The sequence below is a fragment of the Sediminibacterium goheungense genome (assembly GCF_004361915.1).
GTDB classification, from domain to species: Bacteria; Bacteroidota; Bacteroidia; order Chitinophagales; family Chitinophagaceae; genus Sediminibacterium; species Sediminibacterium goheungense.
Map to the genome: position 1 here is coordinate 57,987 of NZ_SNWP01000014.1, position 24,749 is coordinate 82,735.

General features: G+C 39.7%; 25 protein-coding genes. 5 read left to right on the forward strand and 20 right to left on the reverse strand.

Going from position 1 to position 24,749, the window contains the following annotated elements:
* Both BC659_RS15145 and miaB read right to left on the reverse strand, forming a co-directional pair.
* Entirely contained in the window at window positions 1-1,272 is a 1,272-nt protein-coding gene (locus BC659_RS15145; RefSeq protein WP_133475658.1) for a sigma-54 interaction domain-containing protein, read from the reverse strand.
* A gap of 132 nt (window positions 1,273-1,404) precedes the next feature.
* Window positions 1,405-2,832, reverse strand: a complete 1,428-nt coding sequence (gene miaB / locus BC659_RS15150) for a tRNA (N6-isopentenyl adenosine(37)-C2)-methylthiotransferase MiaB (RefSeq protein WP_133475659.1) — start codon at window positions 2,830-2,832, stop codon at window positions 1,405-1,407.
* Window positions 2,833-2,956: 124 nt separating this feature from the next.
* On the opposite strand from miaB, the gene BC659_RS15155 reads away from it, so the two are divergent.
* Window positions 2,957-3,904, forward strand: coding sequence for a DUF3078 domain-containing protein (locus BC659_RS15155; RefSeq protein ID WP_133475660.1), 948 nt, complete (start codon window positions 2,957-2,959; stop codon window positions 3,902-3,904).
* 91 nt (window positions 3,905-3,995) lie between these two features.
* Here the strand turns inward: BC659_RS15155 and BC659_RS15160 are convergent, their stop codons facing one another.
* From BC659_RS15160 to BC659_RS15170, 3 genes are read right to left on the reverse strand one after another with little or no spacing between them, the layout of a single operon-like run.
* The gene (locus BC659_RS15160; RefSeq protein ID WP_133475661.1) at window positions 3,996-5,114 is read right to left on the reverse strand and encodes a 5-(carboxyamino)imidazole ribonucleotide synthase; all 1,119 of its coding nucleotides are present in this window, start codon (window positions 5,112-5,114) and stop codon (window positions 3,996-3,998) included.
* Between the two features lie 58 nt (window positions 5,115-5,172).
* The gene (locus BC659_RS15165) at window positions 5,173-5,559 is read right to left on the reverse strand and encodes a hypothetical protein (RefSeq protein ID WP_133475662.1); all 387 of its coding nucleotides are present in this window, start codon (window positions 5,557-5,559) and stop codon (window positions 5,173-5,175) included.
* Between the two features lie 27 nt (window positions 5,560-5,586).
* The gene (locus BC659_RS15170) at window positions 5,587-6,654 is read right to left on the reverse strand and encodes an eCIS core domain-containing protein (protein ID WP_133475663.1); all 1,068 of its coding nucleotides are present in this window, start codon (window positions 6,652-6,654) and stop codon (window positions 5,587-5,589) included.
* Between the two features lie 253 nt (window positions 6,655-6,907).
* On the opposite strand from BC659_RS15170, the gene hppD reads away from it, so the two are divergent.
* Together hppD and BC659_RS15180 are read left to right on the forward strand one after the other, a co-directional pair.
* Entirely contained in the window at window positions 6,908-8,038 is a 1,131-nt protein-coding gene (gene hppD / locus BC659_RS15175) for a 4-hydroxyphenylpyruvate dioxygenase (RefSeq protein ID WP_211340799.1), read from the forward strand.
* A gap of 394 nt (window positions 8,039-8,432) precedes the next feature.
* The gene (locus BC659_RS15180) at window positions 8,433-9,185 is read left to right on the forward strand and encodes a L,D-transpeptidase family protein (RefSeq protein WP_133475664.1); all 753 of its coding nucleotides are present in this window, start codon (window positions 8,433-8,435) and stop codon (window positions 9,183-9,185) included.
* A 96-nt stretch (window positions 9,186-9,281) separates the two neighbouring features.
* On the opposite strand, the gene BC659_RS15185 is transcribed toward BC659_RS15180, so the two are convergent.
* Entirely contained in the window at window positions 9,282-10,781 is a 1,500-nt protein-coding gene (locus BC659_RS15185) for an oligosaccharide flippase family protein (RefSeq protein WP_133475665.1), read from the reverse strand.
* A 102-nt stretch (window positions 10,782-10,883) separates the two neighbouring features.
* Between BC659_RS15185 and BC659_RS15190 the strand changes: the two genes are divergently transcribed.
* Window positions 10,884-12,548 carry an ABC transporter substrate-binding protein gene (locus BC659_RS15190; RefSeq protein WP_133475666.1) on the forward strand — a complete coding sequence of 555 codons (1,665 nt, stop codon included), beginning with the start codon at window positions 10,884-10,886 and terminating at the stop codon, window positions 12,546-12,548.
* 99 nt (window positions 12,549-12,647) lie between these two features.
* Here the strand turns inward: BC659_RS15190 and msrA are convergent, their stop codons facing one another.
* Window positions 12,648-13,301 carry a peptide-methionine (S)-S-oxide reductase MsrA gene (gene msrA, locus BC659_RS15195; protein ID WP_133475667.1) on the reverse strand — a complete coding sequence of 218 codons (654 nt, stop codon included), beginning with the start codon at window positions 13,299-13,301 and terminating at the stop codon, window positions 12,648-12,650.
* A 187-nt stretch (window positions 13,302-13,488) separates the two neighbouring features.
* Here msrA and BC659_RS15200 point away from each other — a divergent pair, with 187 nt between their 5' ends.
* A complete protein-coding gene (locus BC659_RS15200) occupies window positions 13,489-15,600 on the forward strand; it encodes an endonuclease MutS2 (RefSeq protein WP_133475668.1) in 2,112 nt (703 codons plus the stop codon).
* Window positions 15,601-15,662: 62 nt separating this feature from the next.
* On the opposite strand, the gene BC659_RS15205 is transcribed toward BC659_RS15200, so the two are convergent.
* The 13 genes from BC659_RS15205 to BC659_RS15265 form a co-directional block, all read right to left on the reverse strand.
* Window positions 15,663-16,157, reverse strand: coding sequence for a hypothetical protein (locus BC659_RS15205; RefSeq protein WP_133475669.1), 495 nt, complete (start codon window positions 16,155-16,157; stop codon window positions 15,663-15,665).
* 257 nt (window positions 16,158-16,414) lie between these two features.
* Complete coding sequence (locus BC659_RS15210) at window positions 16,415-17,344, reverse strand: ketopantoate reductase family protein (RefSeq protein ID WP_133475670.1); 930 nt, start codon at window positions 17,342-17,344, stop codon at window positions 16,415-16,417.
* 10 nt (window positions 17,345-17,354) lie between these two features.
* On the reverse strand, window positions 17,355-17,783 hold the full coding sequence (locus BC659_RS15215; protein WP_133475671.1) for a hypothetical protein: 429 nt from the start codon (window positions 17,781-17,783) through the stop codon (window positions 17,355-17,357).
* A 4-nt stretch (window positions 17,784-17,787) separates the two neighbouring features.
* Window positions 17,788-18,372 (reverse strand): GNAT family N-acetyltransferase, encoded by a 585-nt coding sequence (locus BC659_RS15220; RefSeq protein ID WP_133475672.1) that lies wholly within the window; start codon window positions 18,370-18,372, stop codon window positions 17,788-17,790.
* 1 nt (window position 18,373) lies between these two features.
* Window positions 18,374-18,829 (reverse strand): DinB family protein, encoded by a 456-nt coding sequence (locus tag BC659_RS15225; RefSeq protein ID WP_133475673.1) that lies wholly within the window; start codon window positions 18,827-18,829, stop codon window positions 18,374-18,376.
* A 1-nt stretch (window position 18,830) separates the two neighbouring features.
* Complete coding sequence (locus BC659_RS15230; protein ID WP_133475674.1) at window positions 18,831-19,352, reverse strand: N-acetyltransferase; 522 nt, start codon at window positions 19,350-19,352, stop codon at window positions 18,831-18,833.
* 10 nt (window positions 19,353-19,362) lie between these two features.
* On the reverse strand, window positions 19,363-20,832 hold the full coding sequence (locus BC659_RS15235) for an APC family permease (protein WP_211340800.1): 1,470 nt from the start codon (window positions 20,830-20,832) through the stop codon (window positions 19,363-19,365).
* Between the two features lie 11 nt (window positions 20,833-20,843).
* Window positions 20,844-21,542, reverse strand: a complete 699-nt coding sequence (locus BC659_RS15240; protein ID WP_133475675.1) for an aspartate/glutamate racemase family protein — start codon at window positions 21,540-21,542, stop codon at window positions 20,844-20,846.
* Window positions 21,543-21,585: 43 nt separating this feature from the next.
* The gene (locus BC659_RS15245; protein WP_133475676.1) at window positions 21,586-22,338 is read right to left on the reverse strand and encodes an MBL fold metallo-hydrolase; all 753 of its coding nucleotides are present in this window, start codon (window positions 22,336-22,338) and stop codon (window positions 21,586-21,588) included.
* A gap of 19 nt (window positions 22,339-22,357) precedes the next feature.
* Complete coding sequence (locus BC659_RS15250) at window positions 22,358-22,903, reverse strand: YbhB/YbcL family Raf kinase inhibitor-like protein (RefSeq protein ID WP_133475677.1); 546 nt, start codon at window positions 22,901-22,903, stop codon at window positions 22,358-22,360.
* Window positions 22,900-23,385 carry an acyl-CoA thioesterase gene (locus BC659_RS15255; protein ID WP_133475678.1) on the reverse strand — a complete coding sequence of 162 codons (486 nt, stop codon included), beginning with the start codon at window positions 23,383-23,385 and terminating at the stop codon, window positions 22,900-22,902. The genes BC659_RS15250 and BC659_RS15255 overlap by 4 nt, the downstream gene beginning before the upstream one ends.
* A 52-nt stretch (window positions 23,386-23,437) precedes the next feature.
* Complete coding sequence (locus BC659_RS15260; protein WP_133475679.1) at window positions 23,438-23,935, reverse strand: DinB family protein; 498 nt, start codon at window positions 23,933-23,935, stop codon at window positions 23,438-23,440.
* A gap of 41 nt (window positions 23,936-23,976) precedes the next feature.
* Complete coding sequence (locus BC659_RS15265; protein ID WP_133475680.1) at window positions 23,977-24,579, reverse strand: TetR/AcrR family transcriptional regulator; 603 nt, start codon at window positions 24,577-24,579, stop codon at window positions 23,977-23,979.
* Window positions 24,580-24,749: the final 170 nt, after the last annotated feature.

The window sequence follows — 24,749 nt, forward strand, 5'->3', positions numbered from 1 at the left end:
TTATTCTTCAATATCGTATTCCTTCAGTTTTCGGTATAAAGTTCTTTCACTGATACCCAGATCGATGGAAGCATCCCGACGTTTACCCTTATGTTTTTTCAGCGCTTTCAGTATCAGTTCTTTTTCCTTATCCATAATATTCAGTGATTCCTCTACTTCTTCGTGGTGATGAATATCTTCTTCATGAAGCAATACCGGCTGTCCGTTGGTAACCGGTAGTATCTGATGTGGTGAACTAACAGCACTATTCATAACCTGTTGCATATCTCCGCCATTTACCTGAAATTCCTGCAACAAAGAATCACGGGTGAAATTGGCTGCCGAACCAGCCAGAGAAGGGTTCTGTAAAATTTCCAGAAACATTTTTTTCAGCTCCGTTACATCCTTCTTCATGTCGAAAAACAACTTGTATAAAATTTCTCTCTCGTTGGCAAACTCACCCGTATAATTTCCTGCCTGAGCTGCCAGTACGGGCATACGTGAGTATTTGTTCTGGTCGGGCAGAAACTGAGCCAATGTGGCCCCTGATATCTGGTTGGTTGGACTCAACACCGAAATCTGTTCTGCAATATTCTTTAATTCACGTACGTTGCCCTGCCAGGGATGGTTAATTAACATTGATTTGGCATCATCATCCAGCTGAACCGGCGAAGTTTTATAGCGTTCTGCAAAATCCACCACAAATTTCCGGAAGAGGAGGAGTACATCTTCTTTTCGGTCGCGTAAAGAAGGTACACGTATCGGAACCGTACTCAAACGGTAATATAAGTCTTCCCTGAAACGTCCTTTCTGTGTAAACTCCAGTAATTCGCGGTTGGTGGCAGCAATTACACGTACATCTGTTTTCTGTACTTTGGATGAACCCACACGTATAAATTCTCCGGTTTCCAATACACGTAACAGGCGGGCCTGTGTACCCAATGGCATTTCTCCGATTTCATCCAGAAAGATGGTACCACCACTCACGGTTTCAAAATAACCTTTGCGGCTGTCTACCGCACCGGTAAATGCGCCTTTCTCATGACCGAAGAGTTCTGAATCAATTGTGCCTTCCGGAATGGCGCCACAGTTTACTGCGATAAATGGATTGTGTTTGCGTGCAGACAATGCATGAATAATCTGCGAAAATACTTCCTTACCCACACCACTTTCGCCCACTATCAAAACAGTAAGATCGGTAGCCGCTACCTGAACCGCCGTATTTAACGCATGGTTCAGTGCCGGTGAATTACCGATGATACCGAATCTGTTTTTTATACTTTGTAGATCCATAATTTAGATTTGTTGATCGCTGATCGCGGATGTCGGATGCTAGATCGCAGATGTCAGATTTTATATCTGTAATCTGACATCTGCCATCACTTCCTCATTTCTTATTCCCTTCGACTACGCTCAGGGCAGGACTTATTTACTTCTTTCTCCTCTCAACGTGGTCTTGGTGCAGTCTGTAACTTTTACCATGACATAGGTTCCTTTCAGTTGTTCATCCATGCTTTTTTTAGGGAATACCAGTACCTTATTCTGACTGGTTCTGCCCATCCAATCGGCATCACTTTTCCGGCTATTGCCTTCTACCAGTACCTTGAATGTTTTGCCCAGGTCTTTTTCATTGCTTGCCCTGGAAAGTTGACCCTGAAGGTCTACAATTTCCTGCAGCCTTCTTTTTTTCACGTCTTCAGGAATATCGTCTGTATATCTTCTGGCTGCAAGTGTACCGGGGCGTTCACTGTAAAAGAACATATAACTCATATCATAACCACTATACCGCATAATGCTGAGTGTATCCTGATGGTCTTCTTCCGTCTCCGTACAGAAGCCAGCAATAATATCGGCACTGATACCACATTCGGGTAATAGTTCTCTGATACGGTCTACCTTGGCCATATACCATTCACGCGTATAGGTTCTGTTCATCAGCTGAAGTATTCTGGTACTGCCGCTTTGTACAGGCAGGTGAATGTATTTACAGATATTTTCATGACGGGCCATGGTATGCAGTACTTCATCTGTAATATCTTTTGGATGGGAGGTACTGAAACGTACACGTAATTCCGGACTTACCAATGCTACTTTTTCGAGTAGTACAGCAAAAGTTACGGTCTCATCTTTCTGCTCGTCGATCCAGTAATAACTGTCTACATTCTGACCGAGCAGGGTTACTTCTTTATATCCTTTCTCAACAAGATCGGTTACTTCATGCAATATAGAATAGGCATCACGGCTTCTTTCACGACCACGTGTAAAAGGTACCACACAGAAGCTGCACATGTTATTACAGCCTCGCATAATTGAAACAAATGCGCTGATGCCGTTGCTGTCTATACGAACAGGGGCAATATCGCTATAGGTTTCCTCACGGCTCAATAATACATTCACGGCTTTCTGTCCGGTTTCTGCTTCTTCAATCAATCCGGGCAAGCTTCTGTAAGCATCAGGACCCACAACAATGTCTACCAGTTTTTCTTCTTCCAGTAACTGCGCTTTCAGTCGCTCAGCCATACAGCCCAGCATCCCGATTAATAAACCCGGTGTTCTTTCTTTTAGTTTCCGAAACTCCGTGAGTCTTTTACGAACCGTCTGTTCTGCTTTTTCGCGGATAGAGCAAGTGTTAAGCAGAATGAGGTTGGCCTCTTCCACATTTCTGGTAGCGCCAAAACCGGCATTGTTCAGAATAGATGCAATGACTTCGCTGTCTGCAAAATTCATGGCACAGCCATAACTCTCTATGTAGAAATGTTTCGAATAACGATTGGGGTCATTCGCAAATGGACTAAACGCTTCTCCCTGGCGGGCTTCATCATGTACTTTGTCTCCGATAGCCAATACATCCATGAATAATAAAATTTATAAGTAGCAAAATTAACAAAATTGTCTCGTTTTTGTGTCAGTTTGACAGGTTTTAAGGCTTGAAAATTGTGTTAATCAATTAGTTTTGCATCGAAAATGCCCCGTACACATGAAGAAATGGTTCTTTTGGATGCTGTTCCTTGTAACCGGTTCAGCAGCTTTTTCTCAGGATATAGTTGTCAACAAACTTCGTAGTGAAACATCGAGAACGATTAAAAAGGAGGCGGATACCAGCCGTTGGACCTGGAAAAGGGGGGGATTACTCAGTGCCAACCTTTCACAGGGGTCTTTGAGTAACTGGGCAGCCGGGGGTGATAATTTTTCACTGGCGGTTAGTTCCTATTTCAATTTTTTCTATTTTTTTAAAAAGGGAAAGCATAACTGGGACAATAATTTCGATATGAACCTGGGGTATGTACAAACGACCAGTTTGGGTGGACGTAAGAATGATGACCGTTTTGATTTTCTGAGTAAGTATGGTTATAAGATGGATAGTACCGGTAAGATTTTTCTTTCCAGCCTGTTCAATTTCCGTTCACAGTGGTTTGATGGTTATACTTTTTCGGGTGGCGTACCTTCTTTTGCTTCTTCGTTTTTATCGCCTGCTTATATTATTCTATCAGTAGGTTTTGATTACAAACCCAACGATAAGCTTTCTGTCTTTGTTTCGCCGTTAACATCCAGGCTGACCGTTGTTGCCAATAATAAATTATCTGCGCAGGGTAAATACGGGGTGCCTGCCGGTAAAAACTCTGTGAATGAGATAGGTACTTTTGCAACCGTTAACTACAATAATACGATCGCCAAAAATGTTACCTATAAAGCAAGGCTTGATATATTTTCTAATTATAACAACAGGGCGCAGAACATAGACTTCTTTATGACCAACCTGTTTTCTTTCAAGATCAATAAATTCTTCTCAGCTACTTATAGTCTCGATCTCATTTATGATGATGATGTTCGTCTGTTCGGCCCAAATAAAACATCCCCTGGCCTGCAAACCAAAAGCCTGATCGGTATTGGTTTTCTGAAACCTTTGAATGTGAGGAAAGGATGATCAAATGCCTGATGGAGGATCGCTGATGTCTGATTTGTATTGTATTGCAGATGACTTATTCAATCAGAAATCAGACATCAGCGTTCAGAAATTATGCTTTTACCTTCAACAGATGCTTTATTTTGTTTGCTTTGTGAGTGAGGTCCTGGTAGTCTTTGTGCATAATGGTTACATGGCCCATTTTTCGGCCGGGCTTGGTTTGTAGTTTGCCGTATAGGTGCACAAACACATTATCCATCTTCAATACCTCTTCCAGGTTTTCATAGCTTGCATTACCTGAATATCCTTCGGCACCCAGCAGGTTTACAATTGCGGATGGAAGAATGGCATCAGGGTTGCCCAGTGGGTAGCCGAGCATGATGCGCCATAACATATCATACTGGCTTGAATAATTGGCTTCAATGGTATGATGGCCGCTGTTATGAACCCTTGGAGCCGTTTCATTAACCAGCACTTCTTCATTTTTATCGACAAAAAGTTCAACCGCAAAAAGCCCCGGACTTTGTAGTGCTTTTACAACCCGTAAAGCGATGGCTTCCGCTTTCCACAATACTTTTTCCGGTAAATGTGCAGGACTGATCTGGTAATCTAACAGATTCAACAACGGATCAAATACCATTTCAGCAGGCGGATAGAGGGTCGTTTCTCCTTTTTCATTCATCGCCACAATCATGGCAATTTCTTTCTCTATCGGCACCATTTTCTCCAGAACAGCTGGGGCATCAAAGCCTTTACTGATATCCTGCTCATCTTTTATTACCTGAACCCCTTTGCCATCATAACCACCTTGCCCGACTTTATGTACGGCAGGAAGAAAACCATGGTGCTGGGTCAATTCTGCCAATGTTTCGGTGATGATAAAGTCGGAGGTAGGAATATCATGATCCTGATAAAACTGTTTCTGCAGTATTTTATTCTTGATGGTTCTGATAGCAGATGGTTTGGGGATCACTCTTACACCCTCTGCTTCGAGTTTTTCAAGTGCATCCACATTCACTGCTTCAATTTCAATGGTAAGTACATCCAGTCCTTTTCCAAACTGATACACCGTATCAAAATCGTTGATATTGCCTTTTACAAAATGATGGCATAAATGAGCCGCCGGGCAATTGGGGTCGTTTTCGAGAACGTATGTTTCTACTGTATAATTGGCTGCAGCCTGTAATAACATTCTGCCTAACTGTCCACCACCTAAAATGCCTGCTTTCATAAATGATTGAATGGGCAGCAAATATAGTTGATCCGTTTGAAGACTGAAACGGAGGTGTTTATACTGTTTTTGTGATGGCCCTTACTTCATAGGAATTGTCTTCCAGTGAAATTTTCGCTTCCAGATCAAGTGGAGGAAACTGCATCAGAAAATATTCGCCATACTCTACCCATTTCATAGGTATGATTTGCGATAATTCATCAAAAAAATTGTAATAAGATGCACCTTCTTTAATGGCAGGTGTTTGTTGAGTAGCCGGAATGTTTTTTTTTTCTGTAAGCGCCTGAAATATTTGTGGTACCCATATTGGCACATAATTTTCATCATCAAGACCGTTACCTTCCAGTATGTCTTCCAGATCAACGATCATTTCTGCAGTTGCATTTTTTCCGGTGATGGCCAGTACAAGTTGTTTCAGCGTATATAATAAGAGAGGCTCAGACATAATGTAGTTTAATGCTGTGGAATTTTTTTAGTTGTCAGTAGCACCAGGTTTGGCGGCACTGGGGAACATGGTTACTATTTCATCATATGCCGGCGGATTTTTTAATACGATTACCACCCAGTCTACGGTGCTGCTTACTACAGCGGGAGGCACTTTGGTTTTATCGAGTGAATAGGAAATGCCTGCTTTGGCTGTATTGTAAGCAAGTGTTAAGCGGGCTTTTTTTCCGCCTTTCTTACCGGTTTTATCTGAAACGCCGGGTTTTGCTGCATCAACCATTGCCAAAGCTACGGCATTCGTCATGATAGCTGAAGAAGCAAATTTGCTGGAAGCATCAGGAATATCAGCAACCCTTCCTGAGGGGGCAGTTCCTGTTTCAAGTCGTACTTTGTGTTGCAGTTCTGTAGTTTGCCATCCATGATCACCATAGCCATGTCCGCCATCTGCATCATAGGTTGTGGGGTCACCGGCAGTAAATGCACCCTGCAGAACAGGCGTTGAAATGGAAAAACGCTGAACAGGAGTTGCCTGTGTATGGGTATCAGTTGTTAAAGCTTTGGCACCCATAACATCAGCTTCATTCTCCAGCACTGCATCATCATTCACTGCAATACCTTTTAGTTGCGTGGTTGCCTGTACTTTGCCTTGTTTTTGTTGTACTACATGCCAGGCTTCATGCGGCAAATGTTTTTCCTGACCAGGCGCCACATGAATATCTGTACCCTGTGCATAAGCATAGGCATTGAGTTGGGCGGGTTTGGATGAATTGGTATGCACTTTCACATCATCCATGCCAACACCCGATAATTGTTCTATCCCCGATTTTAATTGATCCGGTAAACCTGTCTTATTTTCTTTTTTCTGAATAACAGAAACAGCCGGTAAGGAAAGAAGTGATTTATTGTGATTCGCCATAGACATGAATGCCTGTAATTGTGCTACCTGAGGACTGCTATTGGCAATTTGCTGGAGTTGATAAGCACCTACGATTGCTGGGAGCGAATCAGATTCTTCTCCTGCCATTTTTTGTTCCGCCACATAATGGGCGGAAGATTTGGATTGGCTTTCTGTTGTTTGGTTGACCTGATTTTTCATAGTTCTTCAGCGTGAGCTGATGCTATGTTTACAAATTACTAATGTTTTCTGAATAATAGCATACTATTCTGTTTTATCTTCCATACCGGAAATTATTTGCTTAATTTTGTACCAATGATTCCTGATTACCCTCATAAACTGTTCAGCGACAAGCGTTTCTGCTATTGCCTGCTGATGGAAGCATTGGCCATGGATGCCGCATAACAGTCTTTCCGGATTTTCTTACTATTATTCATCTTATTAAACATATTGTATGGAAACAATTACCAGTACTATGGTACCATCAAACCCCATAACTGATTTTCTCCCTTTGCAAGGCACAGATTATGTAGAATTTTATGTAGGTAATGCCAAGCAGGCAGCACATTTTTATAAAACGGCTTTCGGTTTTCAAAGTCTGGCATATGCCGGACCGGAAACAGGTGTAAAAGACCGGGCCAGTTATGCTGTTCGTCAGAACAAACTCACATTTGTATTTACTACCGCACTTCGTACAGATAATCCCATTGCTGATCATGTATACAAACACGGAGATGGTGTAAAAGTGCTGGCATTAAGAGTGGAAGATGCAGCTGATGCCTGGAAACAAACAACAGCGCGTGGGGGAAAAAGCTATCTTGAGCCGCAGCAGTTTACAGATGAATATGGAGCGGTGGTAATGAGTGGTATACACACTTATGGAGATACCGTGCATCTGTTTATTGAAAGAAAAAATTATACAGGCGCTTTTTTACCGGGATATCGAAAATGGAATAGCCATTACAATCCATCAGAAACAGGACTTTTATATGTAGACCATTGCGTGGGTAATGTTGGCTGGAACCAGATGAACCCCTGGGTTAAATTTTATGAAGAAGTAATGGGTTTTAAAAATATACTCAGTTTCGATGATAATGATATTTCTACAGAATACTCAGCATTGATGAGTAAGGTAATGAGTAATGGTAATGGTTTTGTTAAGTTCCCGATCAATGAGCCCGCTGAAGGAAAGAAAAAATCGCAGGTAGAAGAATACCTTGATTTTTATAATGGAGAAGGATGTCAGCATGTGGCACTGGCTACCAACGATATTGTGAAAACAGTAACCGATTTGCAAAACAGAGGAGTTGAATTTCTAAAAGTGCCTACAACCTATTATGATGATTTATTAGATAGGGTAGGACATATCGATGAAGACCTGAATCCGTTGCGTGAGTTGGGTATTCTGGTAGATAGGGATGATGAGGGATACCTGCTTCAGATTTTCACCAAACCGGTTGAAGACAGACCCACCCTTTTCTTTGAGATCATTCAACGTAAAGGAGCCAAAAGTTTTGGTAAGGGTAATTTCAAGGCCCTTTTTGAAGCCATTGAGCGTGAACAGGAGAGCAGGGGGAATCTGTAGTTTTTTGCTGTGAGCTTTGAGCTACGAGCTGTGAGTTTTGATAAGTTGCATTTGAAGGATATTCAGTCTATTTGGGAGTGTAAGTATTTCTGTTTAACCAGTATAATCCCAAATCGAATGAGCGAGCCTGCCATTTATTTCAATAATAGCAGAAAATTTAAAGTAGCCACCCGTTAAGGCTCATAGCTCGAGGCGCAAAGCTCATAGCCTAATTTTTTCGATGGTAATGATTTTTAACTAGTAGTTAGCCAATTATCATAAAAAGTTAATTGGCTAACCGCTAATAGCTAAAAGCTAATGGCGCCCCCAACAATGCGCAATATTTTCACCCCGTATTCGTTTCTTTAACAGGCTATTGAATGCCTGTTATTGTTGGTTTTGTTATTTTGCAAACATGAAGTACCTCTCTATCTTTTGTGTTCTTGGCTTTCTGTCTACCGGGTTACAGGCACAGAATGGCTTTATTGAGAACCAGCGTGTTTTTCCACGTGTTGCTGGTGCTATCCGATCAAAAGAAGATACTTTAAAAAAACAATTTGCAGCAGCCAGGTTAAACTGGCCAGCGAAAGATATGTATGTGAGGAGCTTTAAGTACGATAGTCAGTTGGAAGTATGGGTAAGAAATACTTCAGCAGAACCTTATAAGTTATTCAAAACCTACAAGATATGCGCTCTTTCCGGTACTCTTGGCCCAAAGCGCATGGAAGGAGATTATCAGGTGCCGGAAGGTTTTTACTATATCAATGAATTCAATCCTAAAAGCATGTATCATTTGTCGTTGGGACTGAATTACCCCAATGCCTCTGACCTTTTGCTTAGTGATTCTATCAAGCCCGGGAGTGATATTTATATCCACGGAAGTTGTGTAACAGTAGGCTGCATACCTATTCAGAACGACCAGATTGAGGAACTATATGTATTGGCCTCCCATGCGCGTAACCAGGGACAGGATTTTATTCCGGTTCATATTTACCCCGTTCGTTTCAGTAATAACCGAAGCCAGGAATACCTTTCCCGTAACAGTAAAGAAGACAGCGATTACCAGAAATTCTCCACCCGTTTAAAAGAAGTGTACGACTTCTTTGAAGAACATAAAAAGCTACCCCTCATTTCGGTAAATAAGAAAGGGGAGTACGTAATTTTATAATGTATGATGGCTGATCGCTGATGTCGGATATGGGATTGGCATTGATTGATATAGGTATCGAACTGTAAAATTAAATCAGACATCAGCGATCCTACATCATCCATTATTCCTCCGCCATTTATTTTTCATTACCTCTATCAACTGCATTGCATCAGGTGTGAGTTTGAGATAGTATACACCACCAATCATGATGGAGGAGAATACAATACCATTCAGGATGATGGAAGTCCAGCCGGTTAGGTGATGGAAAGAAAAATAGCATATGCCATAGGCCGCTACACTTAATAAGATGGCATAAACGGTTTTCATATTAAATGGCTGCATATGAAACTTGCGACGCAGAAATTCGTAGCGGATAAAATTATAGATACCATAGGCAATCAATTCGGCAATGGCTGAGCCGAGGATACCGTAATGTTTGATAAGGTAATACGTAAGGGGAAAGCGAAGCCCAATGAGTACCACGCCACTGATAAAATCAAAACGCCAGAAAGTAGAAGTATTGATGACCATGGCATTTAAGCCTGTCCCAGCGTCAACAATACGTACCATGCTTAATACAAAAATTACCTTCATGCCATCCAAATAATCTTTCTGTATATCTAAGACAGTAATCCCTTCCTTGACACTCAACCAGATATTGCCAAATAGAAACAAGGTTAAGATGAGTAAATTGATACAGGAGCGGGAGTAGATGCGATTGATTTCTGTATAGTTTTTATCTTTCCAAGCCCTTGATAAAAAACTGGAAGATACTGCTGTAATACTTCTTTGAGGCACCTGCAATACATTGGCCACATATTGTGCAAAAACAAAAATCCCCACAGCTTTAAGTCCAAGGATACTTGCGATGATAAAACTGTCGATCGTCGCAGCCACGGAAGCAATCAGTGTACCTCCATACAACAAGGCTTGCATGGATAGCATTTTTTTCCAGAATTTTCGTGTAACCCTGCTTAGCCTAAAATTGAAACGCAGTTTGCCAGTTTTAATCAGGTAAATAAGAAGGACTAGAAAAATTATGAGGTATTGAAATGCAAACAGATAAATGAAAACCTCAAAGCTGATTAGCTTTAAGTAAAACAACAAAATCAGAATACAGATAAGAGACCTGAAAACAGTTTCTTTTAAAAAATTGGATACAACAGATAATTGTAAGGCCCAGCTGAATCCTTCAAGCACAGAAAAGAATAACATACCCATGGCAAAAGGAAACATCCAATAATAATATTGTACAATTAGTGGGGATCGGTCGATGAATTTTTTTACAAAATAGGGTTGAAATACTAGGCCGCTGACAAGTACTATGATAAAACCGATTAATGAAGCAATCATGGCCCAACTCATCAAGTCAATTTTATCCTGCGCAAGATTGTCTTTATAGTAGGGATAGAATTTATAGATTACGGGAATCATTCCCAAGGCACCAAAAGCCATCATGTTTTGGGCGAAGTCAAAGAAAATACGAGTAAGGCCAAACTGCTCAACTGTGAGAGAGCCATTCAGTGTAGATAAATAATGGTTCACAAAGCCTATCAGAAAGCCAATATAGATCAACACACTTGAAATAATGGTTTGCTTCCTGATACTTCCCATGCCCGGTAAAAATTGATTGTTTCGGTGTTTATCAAAGCTGTCTGAAACCGTTTTTCAGACAGCTTTGTATTCATCGGCTAAAAATAGGATATTCGGGGCAGGATGAAAGAATTGAAAATCATAAAATTCAGATCAACTCTTTTTACGCTTTTGATCGGATGCTGTTTTCTGTACCAGACTGCCTGCACGGGTAAAAAAGAATCCGGGAAGATGGTTTTCTATTACAATGAAACGACCGGTATTGCTACCCTTGACCCGGCATTTGCCAAGAACCAGTCGATCATGTGGGCCATTCATCAGGTTTATAACACATTGGTAGAAATTGACAGCAACCTGAATATTGTTCCCTCACTGGCAAAAAGCTGGGAGATTGATGCCGGCAGAACCACCTATACTTTTCACCTCCGAAACGATGTATATTTTCATGATAGCCCTGTTTTTCCCGGTGGCAAGGGGCGTAAGATGGTAGCTGATGATGTTGTGTTTAGCCTTAACCGTATTATCGATAAAAATACCGCCAGCAGCGGCGCCTGGATTTTTAACAAACGTGTTGATACGGTTCATCCCTTTACAACCATCAATGATTCTACTTTTCAGGTAAAACTGTTACGTCCCTTTCATCCCATTCTGGGTATCCTGAGTATGCAGTATTGCAGTATTATTCCGAAGGAAGCGGTGTTGACTTATGGCAAGGACTTCAGACGCAATCCATGTGGTACAGGGCCTTTCAGGTTTATTTCCTGGGATGAAGGTGAGGCATTGGTGCTGCATAGGAATGAGCAATACTGGGAAAAAGATAAGGAGGGGGAACGCTTACCTTATCTGGATGCAATACAGGTAAGTTTCTTTGATAATAAAGCCACTGAATTTTTACAGTTCAGGCAGGGTAAGCTCAGTTTCATCAATGATATTGATCCTTCTTTTAAAGATGAATTGCTTACCAAAAAAGGGGAACTGAGAAAAGAATGGCAGGGCAGGTTGCATTTGAATAAAACGGCTTATCTGAACACGGAATATTTTGGCATACTGGTAGATGAACAAAATCCGCTGGTGAAAAAATCACCTGTCCGGCTGAAGCTGGTTCGACAGGCCATGAATTATGCCATTAACCGGCCACAGCTGATGATGTATATGCGCAATTCGATTGGCATTCCGGCAGAAGCTGGTTTTGTACCTGGCGGACTCCCTTCCAGAAATGTGGAATTGGTAAAAGGGTATACTTATGATCCGGGTAAAGCAAGGCAATTGCTGAAACAGGCAGGGTTTACTGATACCAGAACAATTCCTGCAATAACATTGCTTACCATTCCCATCTATGCAGATATTGCCAGTTTTGTGGCTAAGCAGATGGAAGAAATAGGACTTCCGGTACAGGTAGAGGTAATTCAGAAAAGTCTCTTACTGGAACAGACGGCCAAATCGCAGGCCTTGTTTTTCAGGGGTAGCTGGATTGCCGATTATCCGGATGCAGAAAATTATATGGCTATGTTTTACAGTAAGAACCCGGCACCGCCCAATTATACCCGCTATAAAAATCCGGTTTTCGACCAGTTGTATGAACAGGCTTTGCTGGAAACCAATGATTCTGCACGTTACGCGCTTTACCGTACCATGGATCAACTGGTAATCAATGATGCACCTGTTATTCCCATCTGGTACGATATGGCCATTCACTTTGTACAAAACAATGTACAGGGATTCAGAACAAACGCACTAAACCTGCTTGAACTTCGAAGGGTGAAGTTGGTGGGAGCTGTTAGCTATTAGCCTTAAGCTTTTAGGTATTGAGTATTAGGATATATTATTTACTCACTACTGACTACTCACTACTCACCATTGACCATTGACCATTGACCATTCACAAAATCACCCTTTCTTCTTCAACTTATCCTTAAACACCTTCTCAAACTTCTCCAGTTTAGGTCTGATAACGAAGCGGCAATAGCCCTGGTTGGGGTTATCATTGTAATAGTTCTGGTGATAATTTTCGGCCGGGTAGAAATTTTTAAAGGGTTCAATAGTGGTTACGATCGGAGCATCCCATGCACCACTTTTATCTAACAGCGCTTTGTATTTTTCCGCTTTTTCTTTTTGTAATGCATTATGATAGTAGACTACGCTGCGGTATTGTGGGCCTATATCATTTCCCTGTTGATCGGGGGTGGTTGGGTCATGGGTTTTCCAGAATACTTCCAGTAATTCATCGTAACTGATTTTTTTAGGGTCAAACACGATCCTTGCCAGTTCCACATGCCCGGTATTTTTATCACATACCTGTTCATAAGTAGGGTTTTCTACAAAACCTCCACCATAACCACTGATCACTTCCAATACACCATCCAATCGCTGAAAAAAAGCTTCTGTACACCAGAAACAGCCCTCTCCGAAAGTAGCAGTATCTGTCTGTATACCGTCATAGTTCTTTTTTATATCCATTTTCTTTGTTTTTGTAGTTGCAGATGGCTGTGCGCATGATACCAGGCTCATCCCCAGTACCAGCAAACTCATAATCACTCGCATAGTTCCTCTTTTGATAAAATTACGTAATTGATAGTATAACAGTTTAGACGCCGCAGATGTTCTGTACTTACAAAAAGGATAAAATTTCAGATGTCAGATCGCAGATATCAGATTTTACATCTTACATCTGCGATCTGACATCTGAGATTAAAAGCTCCTCCCTTACCTTTGCGCCTGAATTAGCTATATGCGATTATACCCGGAAACCGCCCTTACACAGCTCGAGTTTGATAAAGTGCGCACTCTGTTAGAGGGGTATTGTAAAACTGTATACGCTAAGGAAAAGGCACAGCAATTGCGTATTCATACCCGGAAAGAATATATTGAACTGGAACTGAAACAAAGTTTTGAGTTTAAATCTATTTTACAGCAGGCCCAGTATTTTCCGAATGATTTTAGTCTGCCCCTTCAAAAAGAAATTAAACTACTCGGTATTCAGGGCGCATTGATTCCCGGTGAGCAGTGGCTGCAGATTCGTAAACTGGCAGAGAATACATCCAATATTTTCCGTTGGTTTGATCTGGAGCGCAGACAGGCTTTTCCAGCCATGGCCCATGTACTTGATGGAAGCTATTATGAAAAAGTAATTATTGAACTAATTGATGAAGTCATAGATGAGCAAGGTAATGTAAAGGATAATGCTTCTGATGATTTACACAAGATCAGAATGAATTTGTTCCGAAAAAGGAATGAACTACGGCGCATGTTCGAGAAAGTCGTGAGCAAACTGGCCAAAGCAGGTTACACGGCAGATATAGATGAAAGCTTCAGTAATGGGAGAAGGGTAGTGGCCGTTTTCTCAGAACATAAAAGACAGGTAAAGGGTATTTTACATGGCGAAAGCGACAGTCGCAAAACGGCCTTTATTGAACCGGAAGAAACCATTGATCTCAATAACCAGGTATTTACACTGGAAAATGAAGAGGCCAAAGAAGTACAAAGAATATTAAGACAACTTACGGCACGCATAGCTGTTTATGCACCTTTACTGGAACAATACCTGTTAATTGCCGGAGAATTTGATTTCATCAGGGCCAAAGCCAAACTGGCCATTGATATGAATGGACAATTGCCGGAATTATCAGACAAAGCGCATATTCATCTCATCAATGCGTACCATCCTTTATTGTTCCTGTATAATAAGTCAACCGGTAAACCCACCATTCCTGTAACCCTTACACTGGATGATAAAAACAGGATACTGGTGATCAGCGGCCCCAACGCAGGTGGTAAAACCGTTACCATGAAAACCATTGGACTTAACCAATTGCTATTGCAAAGTGGGTTGCTGGTACCGGTGAGTCCGGATTCGCAGATGGGAATTTTCAAACAGTTATTTATTCATATCGGCGATACGCAAAACCTGGAATTTGAATTGAGTACCTACAGCAGTCACCTGCTGCACATGAAATATTTTATTGAGTCGGCCAATGGGAAAACCATGTTCTTTATTGATGAACTGGGTAGCGGCAGCGATCCGAATCTGGGTGGGGCTTTTGCGGAAGTAATTATGGAAGAACTGGCCCGCAGACATTCTTTCGGTGTGGTAACCACGCATTACCTTAACCTGAAAGTAATGGCCAACAGAACACAGGGTATTATTAATGGAGCCATGCAGTTTGATGAGGTGAATCTTCAACCCATGTACAAACTGATTGTAGGTAAGCCAGGCAGTTCATACACATTTGCCATTGCAGAAAGAATTGGTTTGCCGAAACACCTGATTAACCGCGCCAGAAAACTGGTTGATGAAGACCATTTTAAACTGGATCGATTACTGAACAGAACAGAACAGGATCTGCAGCAACTGGAACAGGAGAAAAAACAATTGCATAAGCTCCTGCGTGAGAACGACAGACTCAAAAAGGAAATGGAAACGGTGATGGATAAAGAAAGGCACCGTCAGCAGGTAGAGTTACTCAAAAACCAGAACAGGATTACTGAAGAGAGACTGGTTTACTTAAAAGATATGGAGCGTAAGCTGAAACAGATTGTGCTTGACTGGAAGAAATCCGAGAACAAACAGGATGTGATTAAAAACCTGCAAAATCTCCTGTTCAAGCAGAAAGAAACCATTGTAGTCAATAAACTCGCTAAAAAAGTAGACCTCAAATACAAAGAACTCAATCAGCATATCGCTGTTGGGGCACTTGTTAAACTCAAAAAAAATTATCAGGTGGGTGAGGTGAAAGAGATCAGGGGTAAAAAAGCCATTGTTCAGGTAGGCATGCTCCCCATACATGTAGATATGGCCGATCTGGTGGTGGTGGAAAAATTGACTGATACAGCCGCTAAGTAGTAGGGTGAATGGTCAATGGTGAATAGGTACAGTAAAATTCACCATTGACCATTCATGACTCATTATCCTTTCTTATACACTGCCTTTGTACTCATTTCTCCCTGAGGGGTGTTGATCGTAGATAAAAGCGTTAATGTTTTACCATCGCCACTTATTTCCCACTTTTCAATACCTGTCAGGTCAATACTTTGTCCCTGAAATTCAAGTGTCAATTTAATATCCACTTTAAAGCGTTGGTCACCATCCCAGTTAAGTGTTGATGTTTTTTTACTGTTCATGATGCCGGTGTTCTGTGATTCTTTGCCGACAGTATGTGTTTCAGTAATTTCGTAATTACTACCATCAAATCCTGCACCGCTTAATGTCATTTTAATAGCCGATTCAGACTGGTCAATTACAATTTTGCTGTAAGCACCTCTGGCCCCGAATTGTCCGAGTTCACTGGCGCTTTCATCCAGATTCCAGGTACCTGAGAAATTAGCAGCTTTATACGAAAAAGAGAACAGGATCGTAAGGCTCATAAAAGCCGTTGCAAATAGAAAAAGTTTACGGGTCATAGTTGTTAATTTTGATAAATATAAGGAAATAAGGTAATTGGTTTTACCTTACATACTGTTTTCTATGAGTGGGTGAACAATGAAGAGAATTGCTGCCAGCAGATCTGAGCAGTATATTTTATAAGAAATGATAATTGTCTGACTTAATATCTGTAGAACCAATTGTCTGACTAAAGCATTTTTACAGTAAGACAGTATCGAGTTTCAATTTCTGCAATGCTTTTACCAATAGGATTTTATCTTTTGTGGTTGCATACTTATTGGTTTATCGCCGATTTGATCTCTATTAACTCGCCTAAGAATTTGGTTATTTTCGACTGCTCATTTTTTTGATACTGCCCAGCAATCCGGCCGATTTCAATATTGAATGTTTCTATTTCAGTCTTTCGTTTATGGAGAATATCCTGATAAGTTGAAATCAACTGTCCTTCAGAAGTACTACTGATTAGTAAAAGCTTTTCCAATAGTGTTTCCGCTTTTAAATGGATACCCTCTGCTGCCGCTATAACAATACATTCATCAATGACTTGTTTCGCTAGTTGTAAAGCTTTTTCGTTTCGTTTAAAAATACCATTATCAATTTCCAATAACGGGCATAGGGAATTAAATACACAGTTCAGAATGGCTTTTGACCAGATAACCGGTTGTATATCTTCTTCCGGGGTAAATACTAAATAGGGGTTGTTGAGACTTTTGACAATGGCTGTCAGGTTCGGGATATTACCTTTTATGACACCAATCGGTGAATTGGATGCCGGTTTGAATTTCAATTGATGGGTCTCAATATGCTGAGACGAAGCAAAAAGTACGCATCGGTAAATTTCAGTAAATCCATAGCTGATGAATGGATTTTCAACATGTAAGCCATTTTGCAGTACAACAATTGGAGAATCACCAACACGATCCTTCAGGTTGTCTGCCATTTGATGGTTACTGAATGATTTGGTTGTTAAAATGATAATTCCATCCAGAACAGCATAATTGTTTACTGTACTTATATGGATATTACTTTTTACTATTTCGCCTTTATTTACGGCTACCTGAATGGTTTCTGTGTATTCCTTTTTGTCATGATCACGTCCATGAAGCAGGATCACTTTTTTTCCGGTATAAGATAAAAATACAGCCAATGCCTTACCAATGGCACCGGCGCCAATTATATATATCGTAGGGTTTGTAGTATGCATAAAGTAGTTATTATATATCGGCTTGATAAAAACTTTCCGATGGAATTTTATTTCCGTGTAAGCCACTCAGCATGGCAATTTGCCCGATATGCGTTATGATATCAGAAATGGGCCCCTGAAGTAATTTTTTACATAACACGATATCTATGGTAACTTCTTCAATCGTTAATGATAATTCTTTCATCTCATCTAAGAATCGATTTGTTTCACCGGTAAAGTCGAGTGATTGGTAGCTGGAAACAGGAAAAGATTCGCCTTTAATAAGGCATGTTGTTTTAACAGCAAGATCATACATGTGTTGTATGATTTCATTAGGTGACCGGGTATGTTTATTTAGTTTAACTACACCGAAATCTGCTTTTGAGCCCTGGGTGGCTTTAACAAAGCGATATTGTATTGTTTTTATAAGATGAATCAGTAGTTGATTGCTGGAATCCATGATTTTATTCGTTTATGGGTTTTCTCAGTTGGTTCCATTCTGATTTTAAAATACTATAACAAAATGTGTTTCTTCTAAATCCGTCTGACATCAAAGTGTGCCCGCGAAGTATGCCTTCAAATTTTCCCCCGATTTTTTCAATGGCTTTTCTTGATTGTATATTTCTTTCGTCTGTTTTAAATTCGACCCTGTGAGCATTCAGTGAATCGAAAGCGTACTGTAGTAACAGGTTTTTGCATTCGCCATTCAATCCGCTTCCCTGAAAAGCCTTTCCAATCCATGTAGCACCTATTTCCAATCGATCATCGGCGTTGGACACATTTAAAAAAGCAGTACTCCCCACATAGCAATTATTGTTTTTTGAAAAAATGCTGAACGAATACCTGGTTTGTATATTTCGTAATTCAATTGCTGTATGTATATACTCGCTCAGTAAATCTTTTGTGTAAATCTGTTTTGGTGAAAATTGTAACAAAGTAGGATCTTCTGTTGCGATATTTAGCAGATTATCAATGTCTTTGAGTTGTAAAGGTTCTAAACGTAAGCTCCTGCTTTCGAGAATAATATGGGTTGAGAATGTGAAATTCATTTTACGTGTATTGTGTGTCAATGAGTCTTCTGTGATAATTGATTTGTCCAAGATGATATGTCAGATGTGTGGTCAGGTGTATCAGTAAATAGCCTGTGGACGTTTTTTTATCGAATACCAGTATCGGGTATTGTTTTTCTAAATCGCTTTGCTGAAGATTGTTTAGTGAAGCGATTACTGTTTGTGAAGTTTTTTTTACCTCTTCCAGAAGTTCTCTTTTTGATACGTTTTTCAAGGAGAATTCAGCCTCTCTGTTTCGTATATAATGGTACCCTCCGATTTCTTTTCCTATATAGGTATTCAGATTCCCAATGAGATGCAGGCAAAGATTGCCAGCTGAGTTGGCAATCTGGTTTTCGGTTTTCCAGATATTAGCTTCTTTTTGATACAATGATATTTCATTGTATAACCTGTCAAGGTCTCTTGCGAATATTGTTTTTATGATTTCTATTATCATTTTATGAGTGTATTATTTTCTTTTCTAACAATGCTATATGAAGATTTCTGTGTTGTATCGGTAAATCATCCGTGTCAGGTGTTCTGTAGTTTTCAATAAATGAGAATCCGTAACCCTTATAGTAAGTAATAATTTTTTCGTTTTCGGCCCAGGTGTCCATTCGTATATAGCTCAGATTTTTTGACAGGGCGAACTGTAATGTCCAGTCAAGTACTTTGGCGAAGAGTTTCTCTCCTTTAAATTTTCTGTTTAATACAATGCGGTGAAGGTAAATGGCATCGCCGCTTTCTTTTTCGCGCCATATCAATTTATCCGTAAAGCATATACTGAAAATACAGGCTATTTCATCTTTGGCAACAATCTTGCATAAAAGATTATTCTGAACATCTGCCTGAATAAATTCTTTGTCATAGTTGTTCCATCCGATGTAATTATTGATCTTTTGAAAATGAATTGCTTCTTCAAATAAATGATAAATGATTGGTAAATCTTCCGTTGTTGCATTAGTTATGATATAACTCATATAATTGGTTTTACTCAACTTTATTCAGTTTGCTGTTTTTTGCACTATACAGAAAGTAGATACTGATGCCAATCAAACTCCATATCAGCAGACGTAACCAGGTTGCTTGATCGAGACTGAACATCAGGAAAAGATTGAATGCAAATCCAAGGCCGGCGATGATTGGCAGATTTTTTACTTTAAAAGGTCTATGCAGATTAGGTTGTTTAAATCTTAAGACTAAAACGGCTATACAAATCATGGCAAATGCGAATAGGGTACCAATGCTGGTCATTTTTGTTGCTTTTTCAATGGGGGTTAATGCGGCTACTATGGAAGAAATAAACCCCAAAAGTATTGTGCTCTTCCATGGAGTTTTAAATCGGCTATGAATTACTCCAAAAGGTTTTTGTGGCAATAATCCATCTTTAGCCATATTGAGAAAAATTCTTGTTTGTGATAGCAGCATCACCAGCATTACAGAAATTAAACCAATAACAGCCGCTATAGTAATTAAGAGTGATGCCCATCTAAGTCCTACTGAACCGAATGCAGAAGCTACAGGTGCCCCTAGGTCTATTTCGGAGTATTTTGTCATGCCAGTTAGGGTTAAAGAAACTAGTATATATAGCGTCGTGCAGATAATCAGTGAAGTGACAATGGCAAATGGAATATCTCTGGTTGGGTTTACGGCTTCCTGAGATTGTGTTGAAACGGCATCAAAACCGATAAAAGCAAAGAATACGATTCCTGCGGCTGTTAACACACCGGAAATGCCGAAATGACTTACACCTGTTGCATCGATTGTTTTTTCTGGGATAAAGGGTTGCCAGTTTGCAGGATTGATGTAGGCGATGCCTGCAACAATAACAAATAATACGGCTGCTACTTTTATGGCAACAATGATATTGTTTGCTTTTGCTGATTCTTTAATACCACGAACCAGTATATACGTAACTACCCATACAATCAATGCTGCAGGAAGATTAATAGAAAAGGAGGGAGGGCTTATGCCCAATTTTAGCGCCTCCTCTTTTGCCGTTACCGGATCGTTGGTTAACCAAAAAGGGAGATTTGTGATCCCTGCCAGCTGTAATAATTTTACAAAGTATTTAGACCAGCTTACTGCCACCGTTGTTGCACCCATCATATACTCCAGTATCAGATTCCATCCAATAAACCACGCGAAAAATTCTCCAATCGTTCCATACGAATAGGCATAGGCAGATCCTGAAACAGGTAATATACCTGCAAATTCCGCGTAACAGAAGGCAGCAAGCAAGCAACCTATGCCTGCCAATATAAATGATAATGCCAATGCCGGACCTGCATATTGATTGGCAGCTACACCTGTTAAAACAAAAATACCTCCGCCTATAACAGCGCCAACGCCGATGGCCGTAAGTTCCCATTTGCCTAAGGTTCGTTTCAGTTGACTTGTTTTAATGTCGTCATGGTAAGCTTCCAGTGGTTTCTTTCGCAATAGTTTTGTCAGATTCATTGATATCTGGTTTAGTTGGATGATAATGCAAATTCAACAGCAGCCTGTGCATGAATTTGTGTGGTATTGAAAACAGGTATAGCTATATCCTGCTGACTAATGAGTAAGGGTATTTCCGTGCAACCCAGAATAATTCCTTCGGCCCCTTCTGCAATCATTTTATTAATGATTGCGAGGTAAGCCTGTTTGGTTTCCGGAACTATGATTCCTTTTCCAAGTTCATTCACAAGGGTTTCCTCTATATAGTCTATCTCAGACTTTGTTTGTGGGATCAGTACTTCCAGCCCTTTTTGGTAAAGTTTTTGTTTATAAAAGTCAAGTTCCATGGTATATACGGTACCAAGCAGTCCAACTTTTTTCAATTGCTTTTTTTGAATGGCACGGGCTGTCGCTTCCCTGATATCAATAAGCGGTAGGTCAATTTTGTCTGCTATTCTTTCTGCTACAATATGTGCCGTATTTGCACCAAGCATAATCATATCTGCTCCGGCAGCTTTCAGCTTGTCTGCAGCATCGGCCAATAATTCAAAAGTTGCATCCCAGTTATATGCAGCATTATAAGAACTAAACAGTTTAAAATTTACAGAGTAAATAATGCACTCAGGAAAGTGTAAACCACCCAAAATTTTATTGGTTTCTTCATTGAAAAATCTGTAATAGTCAATGGTTGAAGTCCAGCTTGTTCCTCCAACTAATCCGATTTTTTTCATTGCATTTTATTTAAGTAGGGTTTTTATTTTAATTACCATTATATTATTCACCACTAATAAAATATCCATCTTCTACCAGGCGATAAGGTTGACTGATTTTTTTTGATAATTTTTCAAAATCTTCTTCATTTAATTCTTCTGGCTGATAGTAGGGAGTCGAGAATTTGTTGTAATGTATAGGGATGAGTTCTCTGGCCTGTAGTAATTTTGCCGCGTTAAAAGCCTGTTCCAGAGTCATGGATGCAGGTATGGTACTGTAAGCAAGCCCCAATGCCTGAAAATTTACAATTGCGCCATTTATCGGTAAAAAAGCGAAATCAATATTTTGGTTTTCTTTACCGAGTTGCCAAAACTTATTATGCCATATGGTATCACCACCATGGAATATCTTAAATCCGTTACATTCAATAATCCACGCTGTTTGATCGTGTCCGATACCATCAAGTGAGAATACTGATTTTATGCTGATTCCTTCTTCAGTAAATATTTCATCGTAGTCAAGATAAATAACATGTCTTGTAAGAGCGGGGATGTATTTTTCCAGTTTTTTATAAGCGATTATTTTTCCGTCTGGTTTCAAACATTTTTCAATAATAGAAATATCAAAATGATCTAAGTGCAGGTGTGTAAATACAATATAATCTGCCTTCGTAGTTAAGGAAAAATGAATAAGAGGTGTTCTTGGGTAACCTAGTATTCCGGAATAAGCTGTAAAATCTTCAACAGCATCAACTAATAGGGTCTTTTTGTTACATTCAATTTTAATTCCTGCCCAATTTAACTTCTGGATTTTCATAATAGTATCGTTTCAGGTATTATAATTTATAATAAAATACCAGTGAGGCTTTTTCAATCAGATGCTGTGATAGATAGAATCCAACTAGGGCGGGATTTGCGTTTGCATCGAGTCCTAACTTTTCTGTATTCAATGCGTATACTGTTATGGTATATTTATGAAATCCACTACCTGGTGTTGGGCAGGGGCCACTATATCCTGTAGTGCCAAAGTCTGTTTTACTTTGAATGGATTTAGGTGGAGCAGATCCATTTTTTGTATTTCCTGCGTTTGATACTAATTGTAGTATAGTTTTATCAATATCAAAAATCAGCCAGTGCCACCATCCGCTGCCTGTTGGTGCATTTTCATCATGAATGGTAACTGCGAAACTCTTGGTGCCTGCGGGAGCGTATTCCCAAAATAGCTGGGGCGATTTGTTTTCACCGGTACAGCCAAACCCATTGAATACCTGTTGACTGGTAGCCTGACCACCCAATTCTTTTGATTTTAAAGTAAATGTTTGTGCGTTTGAAAGCAAAACGTTCAGAACGAATGTTACAATGATGAATAAGTGTTTTTTCATATTTCTTTTCTTATTGCGTTAACCCTGTTTTCAAATGTGAAATCGTTTTCCAGTGGATGGTGTATTTGTTCAAAGAACCGCATCAGCTCTGTTGAATGTTTGTGGCTCTTTTGAAGTTTAATATGGAAGTGAACCAGTTTCGACCACATAATTGCTTTTATATGTGTTTTGTTTTCATTCCACATAAAAGCTTCCACCAATAAACTTGAAGCTGAAAATGAAATTAATTTTGTTTCGATTACTACTTTTTCAAGCCATGCCGCAGGATAGAGGTATGAAATTTGTGTTTGCGCGGCAACCCAACTCAATCCATCTTTTTTGGCTATATCAGCCGTGTGGAAAGAATAATTTTCGAGTAGTTGTTCTGTTCTGGCTGCTACTATATAATCTATGTATTTTGAATTATTCAGATGATTGAAGGGGTCACAATCCTGGTACTGTATCCTTGCAGTACTCTCTAATATTTTTTTTAAAGTAGCCATGTCATTGGTTTAATCATCATTTCAAATAAAATCTTCTAACTAATCTCAGTTTTTATTTACTCAATTCAATTAACTGTTCTTCCATTAAACCCAGAACAGGAGGTGTTGACACTCCTAAAAGGTTTAAATAAATACACAATGCGCCTCTGTGATGTACTTCGTGTATAATCATATTTCTAAGCAGATTTTTTAATGGTATTTCTCTTCCTTTGATTAGGGATATATTATTTGATAGTGAAACATCACTTACAGTTTCTAATATTTTTATGGTTTGCACATGCATGGCTTCGAAATAATCAAAAATACTGTTGTAGCCGATGGTGATGTCACTTTTGCAACCCTTATAACAAGGTTTATGACCGATTGCCATTTCTGCGAAAACAAATCTTTCTATTGCTGCAATGTGTCTTATCAGGTCGCCAATGGTAAATTTGCCTTCCCGGTAAGTCCAGTCCAGTTTATCATGAGGTATTGCGGCTAATACTTTATTTGTGATACTGCGAGTGTCTTCATAATACTCCAGAAATCTGTTAATGGTTATAATTTCCATATTTAATAAAATACCGATCGGTATATTTTAGTGTAAATTTTTTAAGCCTTTAGATCCAGTATTATTTTTTCTAAATAGTCCATGGCTACCTTTAAATCCTTTGCGTTTTGTACCACTTTGGCCTGCATGATGCTTCCTTCAATAATGGATACTAAAATGATGGCAATCAATGTGGGGTTTGTATTTTTTTTAATTTCTCCCCTTACCATACCACGTTTGATTTGGTTTTCAATAGAAGTTTTCCAGAATGCCAGTGCTTTCGCAGCTTTTTCTCTGAGTTTAGGATGTGTATCATCTGCTTCTGTAGATGTATTTAGTATAGGACATCCTGGTTGCAGGAAGGGGAGTATCAAAAATTTCCGATAGACTTTAGGGTAAACAAGCAGGCGCTCAATTGAGTTTTCGGTTGCTAATATTTGTGCCTTGATATAATTGGTAACGGTATTGAAATTGTAATCGAATGCAGCAAGGGCAACTTCGTCTTTGTTTTCAAAATTTCCGTATATACTTCCTTTTGTTAAGCCGGTTGCCTCGGTAAGGTCATGAATGGACGTTCCTGCATAGCCTTTCTCATTGAAAACAGGAGCTGTTTTCTCAATAATATATTGTCTGGTTCTTTCTGCTTTTGATAATTCAATACTCATGACGATGTAAAAATAGTAAATAAATAATACCGATTGGTATATTTTTTAAAAATTTCTGGTAAATGCTTTTCGATGATTATTCAAGGCATTTTTTAATGTACCCAAAACTGCGCCGGTAAAGACTAATCGCGCTTTTAAGCACGATGAAAGATTACAGTTAGTCAGGGTTA